This window comes from uncultured Roseovarius sp., from assembly GCF_913054395.1.
Lineage (GTDB): Bacteria > Pseudomonadota > Alphaproteobacteria > Rhodobacterales > Rhodobacteraceae > Roseovarius.
Genome location: NZ_CAJXIP010000142.1, coordinates 1 through 8,071, shown reverse-complemented (window position 1 = coordinate 8,071; position 8,071 = coordinate 1). Strand labels below are relative to the sequence as shown.

Annotated in this window: 6 protein-coding genes; 5 read left to right on the top strand and 1 reads right to left on the bottom strand. The window is 62.9% G+C overall.

What is annotated here, in order from left to right; genetic code table 11:
• The first annotated feature begins 263 nt into the window (after positions 1-263).
• Entirely contained in the window at positions 264-953 is a 690-nt protein-coding gene (locus tag QZ522_RS15705) for a sugar transferase (protein WP_294613679.1), read from the top strand.
• Positions 954-956: 3 nt separating this feature from the next.
• On the opposite strand, the gene QZ522_RS15700 is transcribed toward QZ522_RS15705, so the two are convergent.
• Complete coding sequence (locus QZ522_RS15700; protein ID WP_294613676.1) at positions 957-2,189, bottom strand: glycosyltransferase family 4 protein; 1,233 nt, start codon at positions 2,187-2,189, stop codon at positions 957-959.
• Between the two features lie 179 nt (positions 2,190-2,368).
• Between QZ522_RS15700 and QZ522_RS15695 the strand changes: the two genes are divergently transcribed.
• The 4 genes from QZ522_RS15695 to QZ522_RS15680 all read left to right on the top strand — a co-directional run.
• Positions 2,369-3,787, top strand: a complete 1,419-nt coding sequence (locus QZ522_RS15695; RefSeq protein WP_294613673.1) for a hypothetical protein — start codon at positions 2,369-2,371, stop codon at positions 3,785-3,787.
• Between the two features lie 10 nt (positions 3,788-3,797).
• The gene (locus QZ522_RS15690; protein WP_294613670.1) at positions 3,798-5,138 is read left to right on the top strand and encodes a glycosyltransferase family 4 protein; all 1,341 of its coding nucleotides are present in this window, start codon (positions 3,798-3,800) and stop codon (positions 5,136-5,138) included.
• Positions 5,135-7,153: an acyltransferase family protein gene (locus QZ522_RS15685; protein ID WP_294613666.1), complete on the top strand. Its 2,019-nt coding sequence runs from the start codon at positions 5,135-5,137 to the stop codon at positions 7,151-7,153. Before QZ522_RS15690 ends, QZ522_RS15685 begins: the two co-directional genes overlap by 4 nt.
• Positions 7,150-8,071 (top strand): GMC family oxidoreductase N-terminal domain-containing protein (locus tag QZ522_RS15680; protein WP_294613663.1); only part of this gene is annotated, 922 nt, incomplete at its 3' end. The genes QZ522_RS15685 and QZ522_RS15680, both read left to right, overlap by 4 nt.

Sequence of the window (8,071 nt, the reverse complement as noted above, 5' to 3'; positions counted from 1 at the left end):
TAGCTGAATAAATTCATAGTGAGTTAGATGTGGGGGCATCTGTCTTTCTGCTGTGGAGGCTGCCAAGCAAACACAACGCCATATGCAGCGAGCGTCGGATTACGTGTGATCCGGCCTGCCTGAATTGAGCGCATTTTGCGCCACAATTGGGCCGCAATTGAAAAGAAGGGGGCCGGACCGTCCGGCCTTCTGCGGGTGTGAAGGAGCATCCGAATGCGTGTCGGCAAGAGTTTGTGGATCGAGTGCTTCTGGAGAGTGCCAAGATGACTTTTAGAACGTTGAAGGCGCAGTCACGCCTTAATACGAATGAATTTATTAAAAAACGCAGTGTCCCGGTTGTCCGGCCTCAACTTTACACACGTTTTATCAAACGCCTTCTCGACATCTTGATCGTGCTTGCGGTTGCGGTGCCGGTCATGATCGTCGTGACGCTGCTGGCAGCGCTTGTCGCGCTTGACGGGAAATCGCCGTTCTTCGCTCAGTCGCGCGTCGGGCGGAATGGTGCAACGTTCCGTATGTGGAAGCTGCGCAGCATGGTGCCTAATGCCGAAGCGCAGCTTGAAGCCTATCTCGATGCCAACCCCGAGCAGCGCCGTGAATGGGACGAGCATCAGAAGCTGCGCCATGATCCGCGGATCACAACCATGGGCCGCCTTATCCGCAAGACATCGCTGGATGAACTGCCGCAACTTTTCAACGTTCTCAAAGGCGATATGTCGATTGTCGGCCCGCGCCCGATGATGCCGTCACAGCGCGAGATGTATCCGGGGCATGCCTATTACGCCATGCGTCCGGGCATTACCGGCTTTTGGCAAATCTCGGTGCGCAACGAAAGCAGCTTTGCCGAGCGTGCCGAATTCGACAATCGCTATTTCAGGGAACTGTCGCTTGCGACCGATCTTGTGGTGATGATGCGCACCTTTCGCGTGGTGCTTTGCGGGACGGGCTGCTAGCGGTCAGGGCTTTGCAAGACGGCTGCGCGCGGACTCAAGCTCTGCGCGCACTCTTTCACCCCAGCTTGCCCAGTTAAGGCGTGTTTCATATTCCCGCCGGGTTGTGGCGCGCAGCGCGTCGTAAGTGGCGGGGTCTTTCAGGTAGCCATGAATAAGATCGCTGAACTGTGCAACCGTATCGCCGCCCGGTGCAACGGCATGGCCGTTCACCCCTTCGCGCACCGGCACCCCGCCTACATTGAGACAGAGTGACGGAAGCCCATGCGCCGAGGCCTCGCAAAAGGCAAAGCCATAGGATTCAACCGATGCCATGACCATGAAATGCGCCGAGCGCAGGCAGGCATCGAAAATCGCCCGCTCGTCCGGTTTGGACTTGTCCAGATGCGGGTGGACGGTGACATGGTCCGTGCGGTGGAAATCCGGTGGGGTACAGCCGATGACCGTCAGGCGTGCATCATGCCCCGCAGCGCGCAATGCCTTCATCGTGTCAAAGGCCACCGGCCCGCCCTTGGCAAACCAGTCGCGACCCAGAACCAGAAGTTCAAGCGGCGCGCCCTGCTCAAGCCGGGGCGGCGCAACCGGCGGGCCGGGGTCGGCAATATTGGCGCCCCATGGCACGACAAGCGAACGGTCTGGGTCAAGGCCATAAAGCGGATCGGCCTGACGCTTGAGCCACTCACTGGGCCAGAGCAACAGGTCCGTCGCCTGAAACACCTGACGCTCTGCCCGCAGGATCAGCGGGTCGATCAATCGCGATACCTTCAGGAACGATCCGAAGGCCTCGCCCACCTCGGAGCACTTGTAAACCGTCGGCGTGGCATCTGACGTATAGGCCGTGACCATTGGATAGGGCAGGCGCAGCCGGTGCAGCGACTGAAAGCTGTAGGCGCAGAACACCACGTCATATCGCGCCCTGCGCAATTCGTCGGCGACGCCACGCGCGATCACCGGCCCAAGCGCCAGATGCGCGCGCCAGCGGGCCCGGATGGTAAGACTGTCGGGCAGGGCCTCGATCACCTGCCGCGCAGGCTGGGCGGCATGCCAGTCCGAGCCAAGTACTGTGACATCGCCGACGTGATCGCGCAGGCTGGCCAAAAGGCGTGCATTGCCCCCGGAATAGCTGTGGCGATCCTCGGGGCTTTGATCGCATAAATAGGCGATCTTGAGGGCGGGCGCCTGCGCCATGGTTCGACGATCCCTGCGCTTGTCAAAACAATCGGCCCGTTCGCCGGGCATTGATGCGCGCCTTGTGTGAAATAATAGGCTAGCACATTGAATTTGTTGATATCTGGCCCTTTTTGACCATAGAGTAAGCGATAAATCAACCCTGCGGCGGATCGAACAAAACGATTGGCGCGCGCCATGGCCGGGTGCACGTGGTGTCGATGTGAACAAAAAGAGGTGCCCGGCGCGTTATGCCGAATGGTTTGGCCTATCTCATGCTGGCGGTCTGGCCGCTTGTGACGCTGGCGATGTTTCGTCGCTGGCCGATCGAGCGTGCTCTGATCTGGTCGCTGCTGGGGGCCTATATGTTCCTGCCGCCGCCGCCCGCCGGGTTTGACTTTCCGCTGATGCCGCCGCTGACCAAGGAATCGCTTCCAAGTCTGGCCACCTTTGCCATTTGCCTTTTCTACCATGGCCGTCAGGGACGGCTCTTGCCGCGCGGACGGTTGGCGCAGGCGCTGGTATTTTTGTTCATTTTCAGCCCCGTCGCCACCGTTCTGGACAATTCCGAGCCGGTCTTTTACGGAAGCATCGGCCTGCCGGCCCTTGGCCTCAAGGATATGGTCGCGCTTGTGCTGCTACAGTTCATCCTGATCCTGCCCTTCCTTTTGGCGCGACAGATACTTGGCACAGGCCGGGGATTGCGTGAACTGGTCGGTGCGCTGTTTGTCGGCGGGCTGATCTATTCCCTGCCGATGCTGCTTGAGGTGCGCCTGTCACCACAGCTCAATATCTGGGTCTACGGCTATTTTCAGCACTATTTCGAACAGATGATCCGCGATGGCGGGTTTCGCCCGATCGTGTTCATGTATCACGGGCTATGGGTGGCGTTCTTTACGGTCATGGCGATCACCTGCGCGATTGCCCTCGCGCGTGAGGCCGATGGTCGCCGCCGCCTTGTCCTGATCGGGGCGGCGTTTTACCTGGGCGTCGTGCTGGTGTTGTGCAAATCGCTTGGGTCGTTGATCTATGGCATCTACCTGGCGCCGCTGGCGCTTTTGCTGCCGGTGCGCATGCAGGTGCGGATTGCGGCGGCGATGGCGCTTGTCGCGATAAGCTATCCGGTACTCAAGGGGGCCGGGTTTGTGCCGGTTGACTGGTTACTGGAGCAGGCCGCACGCGCCAGCCCCGAGCGTGCCAATTCGCTTCAGTTCCGTCTGGACAACGAAGACATCCTGATGGAACGTGCCGGTCTCAAGCCGTTTTTTGGCTGGGGAAGCTGGGGGCGCAATCACATCCTGAATCCCTATACAGGCGTCATGGAAACCGTGACCGACGGGCGCTGGATCATCCTGATCGGCATCTATGGCTGGGTCGGGTATATGGCCGAATTCGGGCTGATTGCCCTGCCGATTGCGATGCTCTGGATCAATAGCCGCCGCCTGGGCAACCGGGACCTGTCACCGCTTCTGGGGCCGGTCGCGCTTTTGCTGGCGGTGAACCTGATTGACATGTTGCCCAATGCGACGCTGACGCCGTTGACGTGGTTGTTTGCCGGCACCCTTCTGGGGGTGGCTGAAAAGATGCGCGACCAAAGATCGGTCGAGCCGCGCGACCAAAGCCGCGCGGGCCAGCGTCACCGCCCGCTTGGCTGGCATTCGGTGATGTGAGGCGCAGGGAATGACAGGGCAGAAACCACGCGTTCTGGCGATTGCCGAGGCCGCCAATCCCGAATGGGTCAGCGTGCCGCTTGTCGGCTGGTCGCTGGCAAATGCGCTGCGCGAGGTGGCGGATGTGCATATCGTCACGCAGATCCGCAACCGCGACGCGTTTGAACGCGCTGGCCTGCGCGAGGGGGTCGATTTCACCGCGATTGATTCAGAGGCGCTCGCCCGCCCGCTCTGGGCCATCGGGCAAAAGCTTCGGATGGGCGAGGGCAAGGGCTGGACCACGTTGCAACTGATCAACGCGCTGTCCTATCCGTTGTTTGAACACCTCGTCTGGAAGACCTTTGGCGCGGATATACGGGCTGGAAAATATGACATCGTGCATCGCGTCACCCCGCTAAGCCCAACCCTGTCGAGCCCGATCGCCGCCAAATGTGCCCGCGCAGGCGTGCCGTTCGTGTTGGGGCCGCTCAATGGCGGCGTGCCATGGCCGCAAGGCTTTGACCGCGAGCGCCGCCGCGAGCGTGAGTGGCTCAGCTATCTGCGCAGCGCCTACAAGGCCCTGCCGGGGCGGCGCGCCACCTTGACCCACGCAAGCGCCATCCTTGCCGGGTCGCGCCACACCCTTGGGGAAATGCCGCAGGCGGTACGCGGCAAATGCATCTACCTGCCCGAAAACGCGATTGATCCGGCGCGGTTTTCGCGTGCCGCTGCGCCGGGGGCGGGGCCAATGCGCGCCGGGTTCGTCGGGCGGCTGGTGCCCTATAAAGGCCCTGACATGTTGATCGAGGCCGCCGCGCCGATGCTGCGCGAGGGCAAACTCCTGCTCGATCTGGTGGGGGACGGGCCGATGATGGCCGATCTGCGCGCGCAGGCCGAGGCGCTTGGCGTCAGTGGCGCGATCACCTTTCATGGCTGGTTGCCCCACCAGCAGGTGCAGGATGTGCTGGTCGCCTGTCATCTCTTTGCGTTCCCCTCGATCCGCGAATTCGGCGGCGGTGTGGTGCTTGAGGCGATGGCGCTTGGCGTGCCGCCGCTGATTGTCGATTACGCCGGTCCGGGCGAGCTGGTGAAGGCCGGGCGCGGCTACAAGGTGCCGATCGGCCCGCGCGAGAGCATCATTGCCGAATTTCGCCGCGCATTGGAGTTCCTTGCCGGGGATCACGCAGCACTCTCCGAAACGGGTCAGGCGGCGCGCAACTGGGTCGCGCAGAATTTCACCTGGGCGCGCAAGGCCGAACAGGTGCTTGCGGTCTATGGCGCCCTGCTTTCGGCGGCGCCCCTGCCGGTGTTTTTTGATGCCCCGGCACAGGCCACCTGCGCGCCATGGGCGGATGGCGAGGCCACGACATGAGCGCGCTACCCTCTGGCTATCGCCCCGAGATCGACGGGCTGCGTGCCATCGCCGTGCTGTCGGTGGTGCTTTACCACTTTGGCCTGCCGGGGCTGTCGGGGGGCTTTGTCGGCGTTGATATCTTCTTTGTGCTGTCGGGGTTCCTGATCGGTGGCATCCTGTGGTCCGAGCTGATCGCGACCGGCAAGATCGACCTTGGCGCCTTTTACCTGCGTCGGATAAGACGGCTGGCCCCGGCCTATTTCACCATGGCAGCGGTGTCGTTCATCGTGGCGTGGGTCGTGCTTTTGCCGTTCGAATTCCGCGCCTTCGGCAAGGCACTGATTGCGGCCACGGTGTACCTGTCGAATGTGCATTTCTACCGCGAGGCGGGGTATTTCGATATCGGTGCCGAGGATAAGGTGCTGTTGCACACATGGTCGCTCGCCGTCGAGGAACAGTTCTATATCGTCCTGCCGTTTGCCCTGTTGCTCTTGATGCGGTGGCGGCGCGCGATACCTGCGATTTTGGCGGGGGCGGCGATTCTGTCGTTGCTGGCCTGTGTGCGCCTGACCGCAACCTCGCCCACGGCGGCCTTTTACCTGTTCCCGTTCCGCGCATGGGAGCTTTTGGCTGGGGTGCTTCTGGCCATCGCAGGACAGCGGAAAGGCCTGCGATGGGCGTTTCATCCGGCATTGTCATGGGCCGGCCTGGGGCTTGTTCTGGCGGGGATTGTGATGATCACGCCGGGGCCTGGCTTTCCCGGACTACAGGCGCTTGCGCCGGTGATCGGCACGGGTCTTATCCTCGCCAACGGGCGCGATGCCAACCCGGTCAACCGCGCCCTGTCGCATCCGTGGCCGGTTTTTGTCGGGGTGATTTCCTATTCGCTCTACCTCTGGCACTGGCCGATTCTGACGCTCTCGAAGTATTGGCGGGGCGGCTATTCCGGTGGCGTCGAGGCGGCGCTCTGGCTGGTGCTCGCCTTTGGGATTTCGGTGCTGTCCTGGCGCTATGTCGAGCGGCCCGTGCGGCGCCTGCGTGTCCCGGCGCGGGGGGCGCTGGTCGGGGGCACGGTTCTGGCCTCTGGTGTCTTGCTGGGCCTTGGTGCGCTGATCTGGAAGGGTGACGGCATGGCGAACCGCTTTGCGCCCGACGTGCGTACCCATATCGAAGCCTCAGCCGATTTCAATCAGGATTGGTCGCGTTGTGTCGTGGCCGAGACCGGCCCTCTGGCCGGGGTGGAAACCTGTCCTATCGGCCCCGAGGGGCCGCCCGAGGTGCTGATCTGGGGCGACAGCCATTTGCGGGCGATGAAAGAGGGGATCGAGCGCGCGGGCTTTGCCGCAGACCGCCCCGCCCTTGTGATCTGGCATGCCGGCTGTCCGCCGCTTTTTGGCATCACCAAAGCCGAGAGCGCCGCCACCCCGGCTCAGGATGCCGACTGTACCCGCGCCAATGAAGTGATCCGCGCGGGGCTGTCCAGGATCGAAAGCTTGAAAACCCTGCTGCTTGTCGGACGGTGGAGCTATTACGCCGAAGGCCAGGGCAGCGGCATCGACGCGCATAACCGCATCACGCTTGCGCCCGCCCCTGACAGCAATCTGCCGGTTCGGCCACAGCACACGCTGTTCAATGCCGCGCTGACCCGCACCGTGGCCGAGCTTGCCCCGCAGTTCGAGCGCATCTTTGTGTTGCGCCAGATGCCCGAGGTGCCGAATTACACTTCGCGCGAGGTTGCGCGTGCCCTGGCAACCGGCCGCATGTCGCGTGATGACGAAACCCTGTTCAAGGTGTCATTGACCAGGGCCACCAAGCGCGCCGCGCGCGCCGAAGCGCCGCTTGTCGCGCTTGCCAACGCGGGGCGGATCACGCTGATCGACGGCTGGCCGCGTCTGTGCGGTCCAACAGACTGTTCCGTGATGCAGGGGGGCGCGGCGTGGTATTTTGACAATAACCACCTTACCAACCGCGCCGCGCTTGCGCTGAGCCATCTGTTTGCGCCGGTCTTTGCCGCATCGGAGGCCGCGCAATGAGTGCCGATATCCGCGAGACCCTTTGGGATGTGATCGTGATCGGCGCCGGGATGGGCGGCGGAATCGCGGGGCGCCGGCTTGCGGAAATGGGCCTTTCGGTGCTGTTCGTCGAGAAAGGTCCAAGCGGTCACCGCGCCGAGCGTCAGGGGCTGAACCCGGACATGGCCGATCCTGTCGCGCGACAGCTTCGTGGCTATTGGCCGGGACCGATGCGGGCCACGATCAACGGGCGCTCCTCCGAGTTCTTCGGGCCGATTGGCGCAGGCGTCGGCGGCTCTTCGGTGTTTTATGCCGCGACGCTTGAACGCCCCGAACGCCACGACCTTGAAGCCACCAGGGACCGGCCCCATCCCACCGGCGGCTGGCCGGTCGGGTTTGATGCGATGCGCCCGTGGTATGCGCGCGCTGAGGCGCTTTTGCATGTGTGTGGCGAGACCGATCCCCTGTCGCCGGAACCACCCGCCGACCTTGCCAAACCGCCGCCGCTTGATCCCGCGGACAGCGTGCTGATGGCAAGCCTGACACGCGCGGGGCTTCATCCCTACCGGCTTCATTCCGCGATCCGCTATCTTGAGGGATGCCATGATTGCCTTGGTGTCAAATGCCCGCGCCCCTGCAAGATGGATGGCCGCTCTGCCGGGGTAGAACCGGCGCTGGCCACGGGGCATGCGCGGGTGCTTGATAATTGCACGGTGCGGCGATTGCGCGGCGATGCGGACCGGATCAGCCATATCGAGGTGCTGCGCGACGGCGAGGTCTTTGATCTGCGCGCGCGCCGCTTCGTTTTGGCGGCCGGGGCCTTCGGCTCGCCGCGCCTGCTTCTGGCGTCACGCTCCGCGCAATGGCCCAAAGGCTGCGCCAATGAAAGCGGGCTTGTCGGGCGTCACCTGATGTTTCCCCTCAATGAGATATTCGCCC

What these genes read in the sequence shown, in the direction of transcription:
- QZ522_RS15685 (WP_294613666.1), top strand. Translation starts at nt 5,135, where the DNA reads ATGAGCGCGCTACCCTCTGGCTATCGCCCCGAGATCGACGGGCTGCGT.
- QZ522_RS15700 (WP_294613676.1), bottom strand. Translation starts at nt 2,189, where the DNA reads ATGCCCGGCGAACGGGCCGATTGTTTTGACAAGCGCAGGGATCGTCGA.
- QZ522_RS15695 (WP_294613673.1), top strand. Translation starts at nt 2,369, where the DNA reads ATGCCGAATGGTTTGGCCTATCTCATGCTGGCGGTCTGGCCGCTTGTG.
- QZ522_RS15690 (WP_294613670.1), top strand. Translation starts at nt 3,798, where the DNA reads ATGACAGGGCAGAAACCACGCGTTCTGGCGATTGCCGAGGCCGCCAAT.
- QZ522_RS15705 (WP_294613679.1), top strand. Translation starts at nt 264, where the DNA reads ATGACTTTTAGAACGTTGAAGGCGCAGTCACGCCTTAATACGAATGAA.